Here is a 16,818-nt window from a genome sequence, read left to right as displayed (position 1 = left end):
CGTGACCGCCGACGGGTCGGCGCGCCACGATACTGACCACATGAAGTTCAGCAGACTCGTGCTCGGTGCGGCCGTCGTCACCGCGTCGCTTCTGATGGCGGGATGCGCGGCGGCAGCGTCGTCGTCGCCGACGGGGGATGCGACACCCATCGGCGGTGACATCGTCGCCCCCGTGACCATGTCGGCGGGGGACCTTCAGGGAGAGAGCATCGATCTGGTGGTGGGTCAGACGCTCAACATCGACACCGGTGACCTTGCGGTCGACAGCTACGACGGCACCGTCGCCGACAGGGCCGTCGCCGAGTTCATCGCGGGGAAAGACGACGGCAGCGCCACCTTCAACCCCGGCGTCCGGGCCCTGTCGGTGGGCACGACGAGTGTCACGATGACGAACAAGGACGGCGGAATCCAGCCCCTCGAATTCACAGTGGTCGTCACGGCACGATGAGGCTGTGAACGAAGAGATCGATCCCGCCGTCTTCACGGAGCTGCTGACGTCGGCGCGCCGCGAGGCATCGGCACGTCTGATCGCGCGCGGCGAGGCCATTCGAAGCGTCCAGGAGGCACGCGACGATCCGGCCGGCGCCGATGACGAACACGACCCCGAGGGTGCCACGCTCAGCGACGAGTGGTCGCGGCTGGAGGGACTGCGCCGTGCCGCGGGAACCGAGATCGATGAGATCGACGACGCGCTGCGCAGGTTGGAGGACGGCGCTTTCGGCGTCTGCGCATCGTGCGGTCGCGACATCCCGGTGGGGCGTCTGCTCGTGCGTCCGACGGCGACCCTGTGCGTATCCTGCGGCGAGCGCGGCCGCTGAGCGTTCCTAGGCGTCCTCGCGTTCTACGAGGCTGTGATGGATGCGGTGCAGGTCTTCCAGAAGTGAGCCGATCAGGACCCAGTGCGCGGAGGGCGGCCGCGGGATCTGGAGCGGTGTGGTCAGCGCGGGCGGCTCGGCCACCGGCACCGCTTCCGACGCGCGCGTGCGCTCCAGATCGTGCGCGGCGCGACGCATCTGCTCCGCGAGAGCCCGCACCTGCGGATCGGTGACGATCTCCGGCGCGTAATGGTCGTACACCGCGCGCGTCATGCCCGTGACCTGCGTGACGATCGGCGTGTACAGATCCAGACGGTCCTGCAGCTCGGCCAGCTCCGTGCGATGCCGCCGGCTGCGGGGATTGAGCGCGAGGGATTCCGCTCCGCCTCCGATGGCGCGCTCCGCCGCATCCCGCATGGGGCGCAGCAGCCGCGCCTCGACCATCAACGCCTCCAGCTCGCCCGGGGCGCGTTGTGTCTCGAGCGCGTCGGCGAGACGGTCCAGGGATGCGGCCAGTTCCGTCGACAGCCGATCGGTCGCCTCCCGGGCCGGGGCGATCGCGACCGGAGGGACGATCGCGATGTTGACGACGAAGCCGATGGCCGCACCCAGCAAGGTCTCCAGGATCCGATCGAGCGCGTAGTCGGGGGTGGCAGGTCCCAGCGACAGCACGAGGATCGCGCTGATCGCGATCTGGGTGGAGGCGGTGGGGGACAGACGCAGCGCCCAGGCGACGAGCAGCCCCGCCCCCGCGGCGAGCAGCACGACCCACGTGCTGTTGCCGAAGGCGAGCCCGAGCGCGGAGGCGAGCAGCACCCCTGCGATGACGCCGACGGAGCGCTCGATCGCCCGCGTGAACGACTGGTTCAGGCTCGGTTGCACGACGAGGACAGCGGCGATCGCCGCGAACACCGGCGGCGGGCCGGGGATCAGCCATTGCGAGAGGAGCCACGCCCCCACGGTCGCGACGGCGGACTTGACGACCAGCAGGAGCGGTGCGCGCTGGGTCGCGCGCACTGTGACGGGGAGCGAGAGGCGGGCCATCAGGATTGGAGCGCGCGCAGCGACCGGGCGGCATCCGCCGGCGGGCAACCGAGATCGTGCGCGGTGAAGGTCAGGTCGTAGCCGCCGCTGCGCTCCCGCTGCGCCCGAAGGCTCTCGCGCGTGTGGCTGTTGTGCGCGCCGGCGAGGAGCGCCTCGGTGCGGCGCATCCGGATGCCGAGCTCGCCCTTGGCCGTGGTCGCGATCCGATCGACATCGGCCCAGGGCGCCGCACCCATGCGCGCGACGCGGATGCCCTCGGCGTCCGCGCGCAGCACGGTCGCGTTGCGGAACTGACCGATAAGCGAGAATCCGCCGCCGAGCCCGAAGATGCCCACGACGGCGACGCCGAGCAACAGGCTGGGCGTGTTGTCGATGTTGAGGATCACGATGACCACACCCATGGCGGTGATCACAGCGCACAGCGCCGCGAGCACGAGCAGCCGGCCTCGTGGAGTGACGAAGCGGAGGGTTTCGGTGTCGGAGGCCACCCGTTCAGGGTACGGGGCTCCGCGCCGCATCACCGTGTCAGCAGTTCGTCCGTGCTCGTGCCGCCAATGGTCGCCGTCACCCGTGTGCCCCACGGGTCATGCGCCGTCACCGCGCGACCGTCGTCGTCGAAGGCGAGGTTCGAACTGCGCAGCCGCTCGGTCAAGGCGTCCAGCGCGGCACGGTCGGGCACGGCCAGCGCCAGCTCGCCCAGGCCGAGACTCGCCGCCCGGGGACCTGCTCCCGCGCTGTTCCACGTGTTCATGGCGACGTGATGGTGGTACCCGCCGGCCGACGCGAACAGCGCGGTGGGAATACCGGTGAAGGTGGGTGCGAAGCCGAGGGCATCGACGTAGAAGCGACGCGCCGGGGCGATGTCGCCCACCTGGAGATGGACGTGTCCGACTCGGCCGGGCTCGGTGGACACGCGATCGAACGCTTCCTGCGTGAGGTGGGCGCGAAGGTAGTCGTTGGGATCAAGAAAGACCGTGTCCATCTGCACCTCTCCGTCGACGTGACGCCAGAGATCGCGCGAGCGGTCGGTGTACAACTCGATTCCGTTGCCCTCGGGGTCCGTGAAGTAGAACGCCTCGCTGACGAGATGATCGCTCGATCCGGTGAACCGGGCGCGGCCGTCCTGAGCGGTTCGGTAGACGGTGGCGGCCAGGGTTGCGGCATCGTCGAAGAGGAACGCGGTGTGGAAGAGGCCGGCGGAGCCTGGCGCGGCGAGAGGGAGATCCGGCGTGTGCACGAGGCGCACCAGGGGAACTCCGCCGCGTCCGAGTACGCGATGCACCTCGCGTCCGCGCGCGCGTTCCTCGATGGGCTCCAGCGCGATGGCGGACCCGTAGAAGCCCGTCATCTTCTCGAGATCGCCGACGCGCAGGGTCACGGCGTCCATGGCGGTCTCATCGGGCAGAATCTCGCCAGCGGCGGCAGGGGTGTGGGGGCTGTTCATGATGCTCGTTCCTCGGGTGGTCGTCGCGTACAACACCGACTCGGCGGCGAGTATTGCGTCGCATGGGCGCGCGGGCGAGGATCGTCGGATGGAGAACCAGCCGTGCCCGTGTGGGAGCGGGAGTTCCTTCGGTGAATGCTGCGGTCCGGCCCTGGCGGGTACGCCCCCGCTGACGGCCGAGGCGCTCATGCGTTCCCGCTACACGGCGTTCGTCCGTGAGGACGCGGACTACCTCGTCGACACCTGGCATCCCGGCACGCGACCGACGGAGCTGTCCCTCGACCGTCACGTGCGCTGGCGCGGGCTGACGATCCTGGACACGGTCGGCGGGTCGGCCGCCGAGCGCAGGGGCACCGTGGAGTTCCGCGCCGCATGGCGCGATGGCTCGTCCTCGGGTGTGCTGCACGAGCGCAGTCGATTCGTGAAGCAGAGCGCCAGGTGGTGGTACCTCGACGGCGTCCTCGATCCGCCCGGCCCCTCGCCGGAGCCCGGTACGTAGGCTGGGGACACGCTCACGACGCGAAAGGACGGACCATGTCTCGCATCCTCATCATCGGCGGACACGGCAAGATCGCTCTCCTGCTGGCGCCCCTGCTCACGGCTCGGGGCGACGATGTCACGTCCGTCGTACGCAACCCGGACCACGTCGACGACGTCCGCGCGGCGGGGGCCACCGCGCTGGTTCTGGACGTCGCCGCAGCGGATACGAAGACGCTGTCCGATGCCCTTGCCGACTACGATGCCGTCGTGTGGTCGGCGGGTGCAGGCGGAGGCGACGCGGCTCGCACCTACGCCGTCGATCGCGACGCCGCCATCCGCGCCATGGATGCGGCCGAGGTGGCCGGCGCCTCGCGCTTCGTGATGGTGTCGTGGATCGGCTCCTCGCCGGATCACGGCATCGACCCCTCCGACTCCTTCTTCCCCTACGCCGACGCGAAGCTGGCGGCCGACGAGCACCTGCGGCGCAGTTCTCTCGAGTGGACGGTGCTCGGCCCCGGGACTCTGACCTCCGACGACGCGACCGGCCGCATCACCACCGAGCCGACAGGTCGAGGAGAGATCTCCCGGGCCGACGTCGCCCAGGTGATCGCCGCGACGCTCGGGAGCCCTGCCACGATCCGTCGCACGATCCGCTTCGGCGCCGGTGAGACGCCCATCGCCGAGGCGCTGAGCGCCTGAGGGCGGAATGTGCCGCGCTTCGCGGGCGTTGAGAAGGACATGACCGCATCCGATCCCGCCGTCGGCGTGCCCGTGGATGTCGTCGTGATCGGAGCCGGTCAGGCCGGCCTCTCCGCCGCCTACCATCTGCACCGTCGCGGATTCCGTCCGCTCGACGCGCAGAGTCCCGATCCGCGCACATTCGTGGTGCTCGACGCCGAATCGGCGCCCGGCGGAGCCTGGCAGCACCGATGGGAGTCGCTGAGGATGGCGACGGTCAACGGCATCCACGAGCTGCCCGGCTTCCCCGTGCCGCCGGCGGACCCCGCGGCGTCCAGCCGCGATGTCCTTCCGCCGTACTTCGCCGCCTATGAGGAGCGCTTCGATCTCCGGGTGCGCCGTCCCGTACGGGTCCGGGCGGTCTCCCGCGCCGGTGATCGGTTGCGGGTCGAGACGGATGCGGGCACGTTCGCGGCGAGATACGTGATCAATGCGACGGGGACGTGGACGAGGCCGCACTGGCCGGCGGTGCCCGGGCGTGAGACGTTCCGCGGGACGCAGCTGCACGTGCACGACTACGTCTCCGCCGAGCAGTTCGCCGGCAAGCGCGTGGTGATCGTCGGAGCGGGCGTGTCGGGGGTGCAGCTTCTCGAGGAGATCTCCCGGGTGACCGACACGTTCTGGGTGACTCGGCGCGAGCCGGAGTGGCGTGACGACGAGTTCGACATCCCGGCGCGGGTCGCCGCGATCGCCGGTGTCGAGGAGCGGGTGCGACAGGGGTTGCCGGCCGGCAGCGTCATCTCGGTCACGGGGATGCACTGGACCCCGTGGGCGCGCGAAGCAGATCGACGAGGTGTGCTGGTGCGGCATCCGATGTTCCGCGCGATCGAGCCGGACGGCGTACGAATGCCGGACGGCACCTTCGAGCGCGCCGATGTCATCCTCTGGGCGACGGGCTTCCGCCCCGCCCTCGACCACCTCGCGCCCCTCCGGCTGCGGACGTCTGCCGGCGGCATCCGGGTCGAGGATTCGCGTGCGCTGGATGAGCCGCGGCTCTTTCTCATCGGCTACGGCCCCTCTCAGTCGACGGTCGGCGCGAACCGAGCCGGTCGCTCCGCCGTGCGCCAGCTGTTGACGGACGGTGTGCTTCAGGCGCCAGAGGTGGCGATCGCCGGATGATGCATTGCGCTGTGTGTCGCCCCGTACCCTGCCCGAAACATGAAAGTCGTAGCGTCGACGTATGACCACTCCCGCACCCCTGTCGAACCCGCTCGGCGAGCACGGCGCCGAACGCGACCGTTTCGCCGGCACCTCGCTGTCGCCGGACGAGTTCAAGGCCCTGTTCCGCGGTCATCCCGGCGGAGTCGCGGTCATCACGGCCGAGGGGCCGGACGGCCCGGTCGCGCTGACCGCCACCTCGGTCTCGTCGGTGAGCGCGGAGCCGCCGCTGCTGATCTTCTCGGTCTCCGCCCTGTCGTCGGCGACCCCCGCGATCCTCGCGGCCGACACGGTCGTCGTCCACCTCCTCGACAGCGACGACCTCGGCGTCGCCAAGCTCGCGTCGACCAGCGGCATCGACCGCTTCGCCGATCCCGAGAGCTGGAGCCGCCTGGTCACCGGGGAGCCCGTCTACAACGGCGTCCGGGCCTGGGTGCGCTGCGCCATCATCGAGCGCATGAACGCGGGAGGATCCACGGTCATCGCCGCCCACGCCCTGCAGTCGGGCATCAACCGGGACGTGCAGCCCGGTGAGCACGGCGACGCGCTGGTCTACCACAATCGCTCGTGGCACCGGCTCGGCGACCACTCGCGGATCGACTGAGCCCGTCTCATGAGAAGACCCCCGCCTCCTCGGAGGACGGGGGTCTTCTCATGTGGTCCGCTTACTCGGCGAGGTGGGCCGAGAGGAACCAGCGGTCCTTCTCGAGACCGGCACGGATGCCGATGACGATGTCCTGGCTCGTGAGGTCGATCTCGTCCAAGCCGTCGATCGCCGTCTGGACGTCGACGATGATCGTGTCGATGTCGGCGACGATGTGGCGGATCATCTCGTCCCACTGCGTGAAGCCGGCGGGCACGGACGACGGAGCGACCTTCGCCGCGATCGTCGACAGGCGGGCGTCCACCGGCAAGCCCAGGGCGACGATGCGCTCGGCGGTCTCGTCCGCCCAGCCCTGTGCGTGCTCCACGACGGAGTCCAGGAGCTCGTGGATGGCGATGAAGTTCGCGCCGCGCACGTTCCAGTGCGCCTGCTTGCCGGTGACGGCGAGGGCCTGCAGGCCCAGCGTGACGGGGGTGAGGAACTGCGCGGCTCCGGCGGCGACGGTCGGGTCGGCAGCGCTGGCGGGGATGGTCTGGTTCTTCGTCATGACAAAGCCTTCCGTTTCGGGCAGTCGCATCTGCTGAATCAAACGCTAACCAGTCGGAGAAATTCCGCAAGCAAGATGAGGCTGGGCTCACCCGATCGGAGATCGTGCCGTAGACCGGATTCCGGGGAACGTGCGGCTAACGTCGGAGGGTGCCAGCCTCAGACCCCGCCCGGACTCCGCATAATCTGGACGAGCCGGCGCGCCTGCGCCGTCGTCAGCCGACCGGTGCGTCGCCCGAGCACGCGGAACCTTCGCGCTTCATCCCGCACGTGCAGGGCCTGCGCGCGATCGCTGTGCTGCTGGTCGTGCTCTACCACTTCTGGCCGGGGCGGATCCCCGGCGGCTATGTCGGCGTCGACGTCTTCTTCGTGATCTCGGGCTTCCTGATCACGGGGCATCTGATGCGCGAGCTGACGGCGACGGGGACGGTGCGCCTGGGGCAGTTCTGGGCTCGGCGTGCGCGCCGTCTGCTGCCGGCTTCCCTCCTCGTCCTGCTTTTCTGTGCGATCGTCGCCGCATCTCCGTACCTCATGCCCATCTCGGGGCTGCAACGAGAGGTCAGCGAGATCATCGCGTCGACCTTCTACGTCGAGAACTGGTACCTCGCCGTCGCCTCCGTCGACTACCTCGGCAACTCCGGGGAGGCGGCGATGGTGCAGCACTACTGGTCGCTCTCGCTAGAGGAGCAGTTCTATGTGCTGTGGCCGCTCATCATGCTTCTCGCGGCATGGATCGGCGTGCGGTTCTTCGCAGGACGTCGCCGACGCGCCGTCCTGATCGCACTGGGTGCGGTGAGCGCCGCATCCCTCGTGTTCTGCATCGTCCTGACCCTCAACGATCCGGCGCCGGCGTACTTCGTCACCTTCGGCCGGATGTGGGAGTTCGGACTCGGCGCCATGGTCGCGCTCGTGCCCGCGCTGCGGGTGCGCAACGCGGCGGCGAGCTTCGTGCTCGGCTGGGCGGGCATCGTCGCCCTCGTCTACACGGCCTTCCGTTTCGACTCCTCGACGCCGTTCCCCGGCTACGCCGCGCTGCTGCCGGCGGTCGGCGCCGCCGCGGTGATCGCAGCCTCGAACTCCACCCGATGGTGGTACCCGACCCGCGTCCTGTCGATCGCCCCGATGCGCTTCACCGGCGACATCTCGTACTCGCTGTATCTCTGGCACTGGCCGCTGATCATCATCGCGCCCTCCGTGCCCTTCTGGGGATTGAGCATCTACCACCGCGTCGCGCTGCTGGCCATCTGCTTCGTGCTCGCGTGGCTGACCAAGAGGTTCGTCGAGGATCCGGCGCGGTCCTGGCGTGTGCTCACCTCCCGGCGCCCTCGCGTGACGCTCTGGGCGTCGCTCGCAGCGATGGTGCTGGTGGCCGGTACCGCGGGCGGTGCATGGGCGCTCAACGCGCCCGCCTACCGAGACGGTGTCGCGCAGCTCGAGCAGCTGCGCAGTGACCCGCCGTCCTGCTTCGGCGCGCAGTCCGTCCTCGATCCGGACTGCCGGGACACGCCGGCATCCGACGCCATCCTCCCGGCGCCGGGGTTCGCCGGGGTCGACAAACCGGCCGACGAGCAGTGCTTCGTCCAGCTGAACGATGCGCGGCCCGTGAGCTGCACCTTCGGTTCCGATGCGCCGGATGCGCCCACGGTGGCGCTGATCGGCGACAGCCACGCGTTCCAACTGCTGTCGACCTTCGAGCGGATGGCGGACGAGAACGGATGGCGCCTCGTGACCTTCTTCAAGGGCGCGTGTCCGTGGAACGACACCCCGCTGTCGACGCCGGGAGCGTTCGGCGCGGCGTGCTCGGCGTGGCGTACCGCGGTGGATCAGGCGCTCGTGGATGCGCAGCCGGATGTGGTCTTCACCTCCGCCCTCGCGACGACGCCGTACGCGTCGGCCGGTCATGACTCCTCCTATGACGCCGCCGTCGCGGGCTACCGCTCGGCATGGTCGAAGCTGACGGATGCGGGCGTGCCCGTGATCACCGTCGTCGACAACCCGGTCTGGGAGACCGACCCCAACAAGTGCCTCCGCACCCGCGACGCGGCTGCCTGCGACGGCGCCCGATCGGACGTCCTGGTCGCCAAGGATCCGCTGCGCGAGGCAGCGGAGGGCACGCCGGGAGTGACGCTGCTTGACTTCACGGACGTGTACTGCGACGACTCGACCTGCTTCCCTGTCGTGGGCGGCGCGAACGTCTATCGGGATCAGGACCACCTCACGGTGACCTTCGTCGACTCGCTCATGCCGCAATACACCGAGGCGATCCGCTCCGCGCTGGAGCGTGCGGCCGGTTAGGGTCGGGGCATGACCGTCTCGGGATCCGCATCCGTGATCGCTCTCGGCGACACCGCCCCGGAAGTGCCCGCATCCGCATTCGTGGCCGCCGGTGCGCGCCTGATCGGCGCCGTGCGGTTGGGGGAGCATGCGAGCGTCTGGTACAACGCGGTGTTGCGCGCCGACGGCGACATGGTCACGGTCGGGGCGCGCAGCAATGTGCAGGACTCGGTGAGCGTGCATGTCGACGGCGGCCATCCGGTGACGATCGGCGAGGACGTGTCGATCGGGCACAACGCGGTCGTGCACGGCTGCACGATCGGCGACGGGAGTCTGATCGGCATGGGCGCGGTCGTGCTCAACGGTGCGCGGATCGGCGCCGGGTGCCTCATCGCCGGGGGAGCGGTGGTGCTCGAGGGGGCGGAGATCCCCGACGGCTCGCTCGTCGCCGGTGTGCCCGGAAAGGTGCGGCGCGCGCTGACGGACGAGGAGCGCGCGGGCCTGGTACGCAACGCTGAGGCTTACCTCGCGCACAGCGAGCGTCACGCCTCAGCCGACTGACGACCTGTCCACAGCCGAGCCGCGGAGGCGCGGCGGCGGCCTGTGCCTCCCTTAGCGTGGAACCCCCTGGTGTGCGCAAGGGTTCCGGCGGAGTTTCCTCTGCTCGGTTAGCGTGTGCGAGGTCCCCGCAGCATCTCGAGAATCAGGGCGTCATGGCAGAAACGACACCGGCCGGTTGGTACCCCGATCCCGCGGGCGGCGGTGGGCGACGTTACTGGGACGGCACGTCCTGGACGTCGCACGTGAGTCCTGACGCATCGACGCAGCCCGCCGCCGCTACGCCCGAGCCGGCCGCGCCCGCATCCGCGTCGGCGCACGCCGCACCCGCCCCGGCGCCGCGTCCGCCGCGGAAGCGCCGCAAGGGGCTCATCATCGGGCTCAGCGTGACCGGCGGTGTCGCGCTCATCGCCGTCGTGACGCTCGTTGTCGGGATGTTCACGTTCCTTCGTCCTATCGAGGGCGTGCCTGCGGCGCTGCACACCGATCTGTCGGAGCAGTACGACTACACCGACCCGATGCTGGATCTCGACCGCGATCACGAGTTCCACTTCGACGTGGACTACCTCCTCAGGGACGTCAACGCGGCGAACAGCCCGAAGACCGAACAATCGGGGTACGAGGAGGGTCGTGCGGCGCCGGACTGGGCTTTCCAGGTGTACTACGACGCGGCTCTCACGCACGAGGCAGGCGCGACGGTCGTTCAGCCGGCGAGCTCGACGTCCTACCCGTCCGATGATCGCCGCATCCGCGTCGTTCCCAACGACTCGACCTACGCGCGCGCAGGCGACGGCCAGCGGGACATCTCCGACTCGGCGATCTCGGAGTGGTCACTGCACGACGAGTACTACCTCGTTCAGCGCGCTGACAAGGAGGGCAACCCGCTCGCGAAGCCGATCGTCACGATGTTCACGGTGAAGCGCGAACTGGCGACCCCGGTCGCGAGCCTCGGCACGCCCACGGGCGACGGCAGCCTCGCACTCACCTGGCAGGCCGTCGACGGCGCGACCGAGTACCTGGTCGTCGCGTCGGAGGCTCAGGTGACCGGACCGCGCAGCTACACGCTGCTCGGCTCGACGTCCGACACGACATGGACCAGTGAGGCGGTCGTGAAGGAGAGCGGCCTCCAGAACGAGCCGTGGCCCGAGCGTCAGAACGACGCGCTGAGGGCCTACGAGGGATCGAGCGCGGACGAAGAGGGCGCCGGATACCTGCCCGGACCGAACTACGGCACGTCGGGGTGGGACTTCGGCGTCATCGCCACGGACGGGAAGCGCTTCTCGCCGTACCAGAGCTTCGACACGATCGGTCAGGGCGTCGGCGCGCTGCCCTACCAGATCGCGACCGCTACGCTGCGGGGCGAGATCGGCACGTCGGTGCCGAGCGTGGCGGCTCTTCCGAAGACCATTCCGTTCACGTCGCTGGACGGTGCCACGCGCGCCGCCATCACGTACGTGGACGCGTCCCAGGCTCGTCCCTACCGCGAGTGGTACATGGTGCCGATGTTCGCGCGGGGAACGCAGCTGGGCACGTGGACGTACGTGCCGCAGGCGGCGGTGACGGACCTCGCGGCGGAAGCGGACGCGTTCAACGCCGCCGCGCTTGCCGCAGCGCCGCCGACGGGAGCGGCGGGCTTCCAGCTGGTCTCGGCACCGGTCGATCCCGACATCGAAACGGTCGACACCTACCCCGACGTGGCGTATCCGGTGTTCGGCAGCACGGAGCTGACGCGGTTCATCGCGGCGCACTTGATCGCCGGGTCGAAGGCGGTGGACATCTCCGCGTTGACTTCCGCGCCGGGCGCCCCGCAGGGCGACGACGCGTTGGATGAGGCGCTGAAGCAGAACCCTTATGCGCTCGGCGTGAAGGGGGCTGCCGTGTACGACAACAAGACGCTGTACGTCACCTACGACGAAGACCGCTCCGCGATCCAGTCGCAGCAGGCCGAGATCAAGACGGCGGTGGATGCGGCCGTCGCCGCGGTCACGACACCGGAGATGCCGGCTCGGGACAAGGCGGTCGCGCTCAACGACTGGCTGACCGCTCACGCCGAGTACGACCACGCGGCGCTCGAGGCGAAGAACGCGACGGGGGTCGAAGTCATCCCGGACGGCTACGAGGACGCGTGGACCGCGGCGGGTGTGCTGATCAAGCAGACCGGTGTGTGCGCGAGCTACGCCGACGCGTATCAACTGCTGATGCAGGCGGCGGATGTGGAGTCGGTGGTGGTCACGGGCACGGTCTACTCCGGTGGACGTCATGCGTGGAACAAGGTGAACATCGACGGGGCATGGCTGGCCGTCGACTCCACGTGGAACGACTCGCCGGACGCCAACCGGTTCCTCCTCATCCCCGACTCCGGCTTCCAGGGCAGCGCGGCGCGCTCCGAGGATGCGAGCTGGATGGTGGATTCGCTCATCAGCTCGTACGCGACCACACCGCAGTGACCAGATCCTAGAAAGGTGGCGGATCGGACCCGTCGTCCTCGGAGCCATCGGGGGACTCGGTGAACTGCACGGGTGGCGGCGGGTCATCGATGTAGGTGGCGCCGAGCGGGGAGGTCCATGCGATCACGCCTCCGGGCAGCTGTCGGACCCGCCACGCCGTGAACTGCTTCATCGAGTGGTGCCGCTGGCACAGGCACTGCAGGTTGTCGAGGTGGGTCGGCCCACCTCGCGCCCAGTCGCGCACATGGTCGACCTCGCACCGGATGGCGGGCACGCGGCATCCCGGGAATCGGCAGTGCCGATCGCGTGCGTGGACGGTGCGACGCAGCGCAGGCGGGACGCTGCGCCTGTCGACCGCGACGACCTGACCTGAAACGGGGTCGGTGAGGATGCGGTCCCAGCCCGTGCAGGAGCCGCCGGCGAGGACCCGGGCGGTCTGGGCATCGAGCGGGCCGCTGCCGACGAGCTCGCTCACCTCGGCGTCACCGCCGGTGAGAGCGTCGACGGGGACCACGACCTGCACGTGGGCGCGAATCGCGCCGAGGGTGCCCGGGCCGTCGTCGTCGCGCGTCGGATCGGCACCGGGCTGTGTCGTGAGCAGCATGTCGGCGAGGAGGTCGGCGCGGATCTGGTCGGTGGTGCGCGTGTCGCCCGCGAGGAGGAGGTCGTCAGCATCCGGCTCGCCTCCGGCGCGACGGGCTGCGTTCGCGCGGTCAGCGGCCTGCTTGCGGAGATCGATCAGGCTCCGCGCCTGTCGCGTGAGGCGGTCGTCAATCGCATCGGCGATGATCGACGGCTGGACGGAGACGATCTCGCTCATGCCGTGGGGGAGCGGTGTCGTGAACACGCGTCGCCCTTCGCGCGCAGTGGCGTGGCGCTCGGTGAGCGTCGTCGGATGCTGCCGCTCGGCGAGGATCTCGACCCGTGCGCGAGCGCGACCGACGCTCTCGGTCTCGCAGATGGTGAGAGCGGACCGCTCGAACACTGCGCGCCGGTCCTGGGGAAGATTCGCGCCGGCGTCGACGATCACCCGCGCATGGCTCAGCTGAATGCAGCCTGCAGCAAGCGAGGCGTGCGTCTGCGGGTAGTCGTCGACGATCTGCGCGGCGGCGCTCATCTGGCGCTGCACGGTCCGGTTGGCGAGCCGGGTCGCCGCGCCGATCTCGGCCGCGACCGCGCGCTGCGCCATATCGTGCACGCGCACGTTCGCGCGCGCGTGCGAGGCGAGCCGCCGCGCGAGGTGCTCGGCGTCTGCCAGTGCCCTCATGCGCCGAGCCTGGGCAGCAGCGATAGCGGCGTCGGCGTTGCGCACCGTCTCGACGGCCTCGGCCAACGCCGCGGCATCCGCGTCGTTGAAGCCGATGATTCCGTCGTCTCGCATGTGCCCACATTTCGTCGAGGCGCGCTCTCGCGCGACCTGTTTCGCCGGGGCACTCGGCGGGTGAATCAGGTCGGAACCAGGTGATTTCGACCTGACATCAGTGTGGCACCGACCTCGGACATCGCCGGAGGCGGGGTGGTGTACTCGGACCGGCTCTGCGGAGGGGATGACGGTCCCCACCGCCCCTCCACCCGCGGCTGCGCCGCGCGCGGAACCTCTGGCGGCGGGGCACGATCGAAGACGCAGGCTTCGCCTGCTTTCGATTCCCGGCAGTACCGAGAAACGAAGAACGCGGTCCGGGCGAGCCGGACCGCGTTCTTCGTCGGAGGGGATGACGGGAATCGAACCCGCGTAATCAGTTTGGAAGACTGAGGCTCTACCATTGAGCTACATCCCCGGAGCGGCATCAGCCGCGACCTCAGCAAGCATAGCTGAGTTCTCAACGTCGATTCGACGCGCGGGCAGCGTCGGCTAGACTTCTCGGGGCCGAATCCGGTGCACGTTCGCGTGCCCGCCCGCCCGGGGCGTAGCTCAGCTTGGTAGAGCGCCCGCTTTGGGAGCGGGAGGCCGCAGGTTCAAATCCTGTCGCCCCGACACGGCCCCCAAGACCCCAGACCTTCAGCCACCGTGCGTTGGCGCGGAACAGAGGAGAACAACAGGCATGGTCACTAGCACCGTCGAGAAGCTGACCCCCACTCGGGTGAAGCTCGAGATCTCGGTCTCGCCCGAGGAGCTCAAGCCCTCGATCGCTCACGCGTACGAGCACATCGCTCAGGACGTCCAGATCCCCGGCTTCCGCAAGGGCAAGGTCCCGGCTCCGATCATCGACCAGCGCATCGGACGCGGCGCCGTGCTCGAGCACGCCGTCAACGAGGGCCTCGACGGGTTCTACCGCGCGGCTGTCGCCGAGCAGGGTCTGCGGGTCGTCGGCCGTCCCGAGGCCGACATCGTCGCCCTCCCCGAGGTCAGCGACTTCTCCGGTGACCTGAAGGTCACTGTCGAGGTCGACGTGCGTCCCGACTTCGACCTCCCCGCCTACGAGGGCCTCGAGATCACCGTCGATGCCGTCGCCACCGACGAGGCGGCCATCGACGCCGAGCTCGACAACCTCCGGGCCCGTTTCGGCACGCTCGTGACCGTCGAGCGTCCCGCTGCGAAGGGTGACTTCGTCGAGCTCGACCTGGTCGCCACCATCGACGGCAACGAGATCGACCGTGCCGAGGGCGTCTCCTACGAGGTCGGCTCCGGCGAGCTGCTCGAGGGCATCGACGAGGCCATCGAGTCCCTCACCGCCGGTGAGGACACCACGTTCCGCTCGAAGCTGGTCGGTGGCGACCACGCCGGCGAAGAGGCCGAGGTCTCCGTGAGCGTCAAGGCCGTCAAGGAGCGCGAGCTGCCCGACGCCGACGACGACTTCGCCCAGATGGCGAGCGAGTTCGACACGATCGACGAACTGCGCGCGAGCCTCTCCGAGCGCGTCGCCCAGCAGTCGAACTTCACTCAGGGTGCCGCAGCGCGCGACAAGCTCGTCGAGGTGCTGCTCGAGAAGGTCGACATCCCCGTGCCGCCGAAGCTGGTCGAGGACGAGGTCCACGCCCACCTCGAGGGTGAGGGTCGCCTGGAAGACGACGAGCACCGCGCCGAGGTCACCGAGGCCAGCGAGAAGCAGTTCCGCACGCAGGTCCTCCTCGACAAGATCGCCGAAGAAGCCGACGTGCAGGTCTCGCAGGACGAGCTGACTCAGTACCTGATCCAGTCGGCCGCGCAGTACGGCATGGCCCCGCAGGACTTCGTGAACGCGCTGCAGCAGGGCAACCAGCTGCCGGCCCTGATCGGTGAGGTCGCCCGCAACAAGGCCCTCGCGATCGCGCTCGGTCGCGTGAGCGTCGTCGACACCGACGGCAAGCCCGTCGACCTCACCGGCTTCATCGCCATCGAGGACGAGCCGGCTGCCGAGGCCGAGGTCGTCGAGGAGGCCGAGGAGATCGCCGACGCCGCCGCGGACGCCGAGGACGAGGCCGCCGCCGAGGAGGCCAAGCCCGCGAAGAAGGCTGCGGCCAAGAAGCCCGCCGCGAAGAAGGCCCCGGCCAAGAAGGCCGACGCAGAGTAAGACGCGCCAGCACGAAGGGCGGATGCGGAAGCATCCGCCCTTCGTCGTACCGGAGGGGAACGAGCATGACCGACTGGCAGACACGCGTCGACGCCGTATGGGACGACGAGTCGCTGAGCGACGAGGCCCGGATCGACGAGATCGAGCGCCTGGCGAGCGAGCGCGGGGCCGGGGACGCCGTCGCGCTGTTCGAGCGCGCGGGGGCCTACGACTCCGCGGGCCGCGAACAGGAGGCCGAGCCCCTGTACCGGGCGGCGCTCGAGGCGGGACTCGACACCGAGCGGCGCACGCGGGCCGTCATCCAGCTCGCGAGCACCATCCGCAACCTCGGCAAGCTCGACGAGAGCCTGTCACTGCTCGAGACGGAGTACCGCCAGGCGCGCCCGGGCGGGATGCGGGATGCGGCTGCGGCCTTCTACGCGCTCGCGCTGGCATCGTCGGACCGGGAACGCGAGGGCCTCGCGATCGTGCTCGAGGTGCTGGCCCCGCACCTCCCGCGCTACCAGCGATCTGTGCGCGGATACGCCGCCGAACTCGTTCATGCGCCGGAGCGTATGCCGACGGCGAACACGGGCGAGGGGCCCGAACCGCGCCGGTAGATTCGTTCTCACGATCACCGAACAGGAGTGAACATGGCCGACCCCCTTGTCGCGACAAGCGTCTTCGACAGGCTGCTGAAGGACCGCATCATCTGGCTCGGATCCGAGGTGCGGGATGAGAACGCCAACGAGATCTGCGCGAAGATCCTGCTGCTCGCCGCCGAGGACTCGCAGAAGGACATCTACCTTTACATCAACTCGCCCGGTGGCTCGATCACGGCCGGTATGGCCATCTACGACACCATGCAGTTCGTGCCCAACGACATCGTCACCGTCGGCATCGGCATGGCGGCCTCGATGGGTCAGCTTCTGCTGACCGCGGGTACCAAGGGCAAGCGCTACATCACGCCGAACGCCCGTGTGCTGCTGCACCAGCCGCACGGTGGATTCGGCGGTACCGCCAGCGACATCCAGACCCAGGCCCAGCTCATCGTGTCGATGAAGAACCGCCTGGCCGAGATCACCGCGGCGCAGACGGGCAAGTCCGTCGAGCAGATCAACGAGGACGGCGACCGTGACCGCTGGTTCACGGCCGACGAAGCGCTCGAGTACGGTTTCGTCGACCACATCCGCGAGTCCGCGACCGACGTCGTCGGCGGCGGCGGCACGGCGAACTGACG

The 16,818-nt window shown here is 69.5% G+C and carries 17 protein-coding genes, 2 tRNA genes and 1 pseudogene; 14 read left to right on the top strand and 6 right to left on the bottom strand.

Annotation, left to right across the window (positions count from 1 at the left end):
• The first annotated feature begins 40 nt into the window (after positions 1-40).
• Both QE377_RS00570 and QE377_RS00565 read left to right on the top strand, forming a co-directional pair.
• Positions 41-448, top strand: a complete 408-nt coding sequence (locus QE377_RS00570) for a hypothetical protein (protein ID WP_307318625.1) — start codon at positions 41-43, stop codon at positions 446-448.
• Between the two features lie 4 nt (positions 449-452).
• Positions 453-818: a TraR/DksA C4-type zinc finger protein gene (locus tag QE377_RS00565; protein WP_307318623.1), complete on the top strand. Its 366-nt coding sequence runs from the start codon at positions 453-455 to the stop codon at positions 816-818.
• A gap of 6 nt (positions 819-824) precedes the next feature.
• On the opposite strand, the gene QE377_RS00560 is transcribed toward QE377_RS00565, so the two are convergent.
• The 3 genes from QE377_RS00560 to QE377_RS00550 are packed head-to-tail and all read right to left on the bottom strand — an operon-like array spanning position 825 to position 3,303.
• Positions 825-1,859 carry an aromatic acid exporter family protein gene (locus QE377_RS00560; protein ID WP_307318622.1) on the bottom strand — a complete coding sequence of 345 codons (1,035 nt, stop codon included), beginning with the start codon at positions 1,857-1,859 and terminating at the stop codon, positions 825-827.
• Entirely contained in the window at positions 1,859-2,347 is a 489-nt protein-coding gene (locus tag QE377_RS00555) for a hypothetical protein (protein WP_307318621.1), read from the bottom strand. The genes QE377_RS00560 and QE377_RS00555 overlap by 1 nt, the downstream gene beginning before the upstream one ends.
• A 29-nt stretch (positions 2,348-2,376) precedes the next feature.
• Entirely contained in the window at positions 2,377-3,303 is a 927-nt protein-coding gene (locus QE377_RS00550) for a VOC family protein (protein WP_307318620.1), read from the bottom strand.
• Here QE377_RS00550 and QE377_RS17280 point away from each other — a divergent pair.
• The 5 genes and pseudogenes from QE377_RS17280 to QE377_RS00530 all read left to right on the top strand — a co-directional run.
• A pseudogene (locus tag QE377_RS17280) lies at positions 3,245-3,427 on the top strand (hypothetical protein); the annotation flags it as partial. The gene QE377_RS00550 and the pseudogene QE377_RS17280 overlap by 59 nt on opposite strands.
• 63 nt (positions 3,428-3,490) lie before the next feature.
• A complete protein-coding gene (locus QE377_RS17275) occupies positions 3,491-3,802 on the top strand; it encodes a YchJ family protein (protein WP_373459546.1) in 312 nt (103 codons plus the stop codon).
• Positions 3,803-3,837: 35 nt separating this feature from the next.
• Positions 3,838-4,482: an SDR family oxidoreductase gene (locus QE377_RS00540; RefSeq protein ID WP_307318615.1), complete on the top strand. Its 645-nt coding sequence runs from the start codon at positions 3,838-3,840 to the stop codon at positions 4,480-4,482.
• A gap of 39 nt (positions 4,483-4,521) precedes the next feature.
• Positions 4,522-5,640 (top strand): NAD(P)-binding domain-containing protein, encoded by a 1,119-nt coding sequence (locus QE377_RS00535; protein WP_307318614.1) that lies wholly within the window; start codon positions 4,522-4,524, stop codon positions 5,638-5,640.
• A gap of 61 nt (positions 5,641-5,701) precedes the next feature.
• Entirely contained in the window at positions 5,702-6,283 is a 582-nt protein-coding gene (locus tag QE377_RS00530; protein ID WP_307318613.1) for a flavin reductase family protein, read from the top strand.
• Positions 6,284-6,344: 61 nt separating this feature from the next.
• Here QE377_RS00530 and QE377_RS00525 read toward each other — a convergent pair whose 3' ends face one another.
• Positions 6,345-6,830, bottom strand: a complete 486-nt coding sequence (locus tag QE377_RS00525) for a Dps family protein (protein ID WP_307318612.1) — start codon at positions 6,828-6,830, stop codon at positions 6,345-6,347.
• 149 nt (positions 6,831-6,979) lie between these two features.
• On the opposite strand from QE377_RS00525, the gene QE377_RS00520 reads away from it, so the two are divergent.
• The 3 genes from QE377_RS00520 (at position 6,980) to QE377_RS00510 (ending at position 12,108) form a co-directional block, all read left to right on the top strand.
• On the top strand, positions 6,980-9,124 hold the full coding sequence (locus QE377_RS00520; RefSeq protein WP_307318611.1) for an acyltransferase family protein: 2,145 nt from the start codon (positions 6,980-6,982) through the stop codon (positions 9,122-9,124).
• Positions 9,125-9,133: 9 nt separating this feature from the next.
• On the top strand, positions 9,134-9,664 hold the full coding sequence (locus QE377_RS00515) for a gamma carbonic anhydrase family protein (protein ID WP_307318610.1): 531 nt from the start codon (positions 9,134-9,136) through the stop codon (positions 9,662-9,664).
• A 152-nt stretch (positions 9,665-9,816) separates the two neighbouring features.
• The gene (locus QE377_RS00510; protein ID WP_307318608.1) at positions 9,817-12,108 is read left to right on the top strand and encodes a DUF2510 domain-containing protein; all 2,292 of its coding nucleotides are present in this window, start codon (positions 9,817-9,819) and stop codon (positions 12,106-12,108) included.
• 7 nt (positions 12,109-12,115) lie between these two features.
• Here the strand turns inward: QE377_RS00510 and QE377_RS00505 are convergent, their stop codons facing one another.
• Positions 12,116-13,489 carry an HNH endonuclease signature motif containing protein gene (locus QE377_RS00505; protein WP_307318604.1) on the bottom strand — a complete coding sequence of 458 codons (1,374 nt, stop codon included), beginning with the start codon at positions 13,487-13,489 and terminating at the stop codon, positions 12,116-12,118.
• Positions 13,490-13,815: 326 nt separating this feature from the next.
• A tRNA-Gly gene (locus QE377_RS00500) sits at positions 13,816-13,886 on the bottom strand.
• 123 nt (positions 13,887-14,009) lie between these two features.
• Between QE377_RS00500 and QE377_RS00495 the strand changes: the two genes are divergently transcribed.
• From QE377_RS00495 to QE377_RS00480, 4 genes are all read left to right on the top strand, one after another.
• Positions 14,010-14,083: transfer RNA gene (locus QE377_RS00495), tRNA-Pro, on the top strand.
• A 67-nt stretch (positions 14,084-14,150) separates the two neighbouring features.
• Complete coding sequence (gene tig, locus QE377_RS00490) at positions 14,151-15,599, top strand: trigger factor (protein WP_307318603.1); 1,449 nt, start codon at positions 14,151-14,153, stop codon at positions 15,597-15,599.
• A 65-nt stretch (positions 15,600-15,664) separates the two neighbouring features.
• Entirely contained in the window at positions 15,665-16,198 is a 534-nt protein-coding gene (locus tag QE377_RS00485) for a tetratricopeptide repeat protein (RefSeq protein WP_307318602.1), read from the top strand.
• Positions 16,199-16,231: 33 nt separating this feature from the next.
• On the top strand, positions 16,232-16,816 hold the full coding sequence (locus tag QE377_RS00480; protein ID WP_137416779.1) for an ATP-dependent Clp protease proteolytic subunit: 585 nt from the start codon (positions 16,232-16,234) through the stop codon (positions 16,814-16,816).
• The last annotated feature ends 2 nt before the right edge of the window (positions 16,817-16,818 follow it).

This window comes from Microbacterium sp. SORGH_AS_0862, assembly GCF_030818795.1.
Lineage (GTDB): Bacteria > Actinomycetota > Actinomycetes > Actinomycetales > Microbacteriaceae > Microbacterium.
Note: the sequence above shows the minus strand (reverse complement) of the source record. Positions and strands in the feature narration are given on the sequence as shown.